Source organism: Pseudomonas sp. SJZ080 (assembly GCF_007828295.1).
Lineage (GTDB): Bacteria > Pseudomonadota > Gammaproteobacteria > Pseudomonadales > Pseudomonadaceae > Aquipseudomonas > Aquipseudomonas migulae_A.
Window position 1 is genome coordinate 1 of the sequence record NZ_VIUK01000069.1, and the last position, 1,051, is coordinate 1,051.

At 63.3% G+C, this 1,051-nt stretch carries 1 protein-coding gene; it reads right to left on the reverse strand.

All coding sequences use genetic code 11. The features are described 5' to 3' along the window. Window positions 1-1,051, reverse strand: a 1,051-nt coding sequence (locus FBY04_RS32255; protein WP_145319750.1) for a gluconate:H+ symporter, incomplete at both ends; no start/stop codon positions are given.

Genomic DNA, 1,051 nt, shown 5'->3' on the forward strand with positions numbered 1-1,051 from the left:
AGACCCACGGTCAACGCGAAGGCGACCACCGAAATGATGGTCTCCAGCACGGTCCAGGTCTTGAAGGTCTGGGCGACGCTCATGTTGAAGTATTCCTTGATCAACCAGAAGCCGCCGTCGTTGACGTGGGAAAAGATCACCGACCCGGCGCCGGTCGCCAGCACCAGCAACTCCGGATGCGGATAGCCCAGACCAATGGCCACCGGCGCCACGATGCCCGACGCCGTGGTCATGGCCACGGTCGCCGACCCGGTGGCGATGCGCATCAGCGCGGCGAACAACCAGCCCATGAGCAGCGGCGACAGGTGAAATTCGTGGGCCAGGCTGACGATCTGGTCGGTGACCCCGGCGTCCACCAGAATCCGGTTCAACCCGCCGCCGGCCCCCACCAGCAAGGTGATGCTGGCGGTGGGTGCCAGGCATTCGTTGGTGAACTTGAGGATCGATTCGCGGTTGAAACCCTGGGCGATACCGAGGGTCCAGAAACTCAGCAAGGTCGCCAGCAACAGCGCGATCACCGAGTTGCCGATGAACAACAGAAACTGATTGAAACCGCTGCCCGGCGTGGAAATCAGGTTGGCCCACCCGCCGATCAGCATCAGCACCACCGGCAACAGAATGGTCGCCATGGTGATGCCGAAACCCGGCAGGCTGTCGCGCGGTTCACGCTCGAGGAACTGCCGTTCCAGCGGGTTTTCCGCCGGCAACTGAATGCGCGGCACGATGAACTTGGCGTACAGCGGCCCGGCGATGATCGCCGTCGGAATGCCGATCAAAATCGCGTACATCAACGTCTGCCCCACCGACGCCTGATAGACCTGCACCGCCAGCATCGCCGCCGGGTGCGGCGGCACCAGCGCATGCACCACCGAGAGCCCGGCGACCATTGGCAAACCGACCATCAGGATCGACACGCCGACGCGCCGCGCCACGGTAAAGGCGATCGGCACCAGCAACACAAAACCGACCTCGAAGAACAACGGCAACCCGACCAGGAAGGCGATGCAGACCATCGCCCAGTGCGCGTTCTTCTCGCCGAAACGGTCGATCA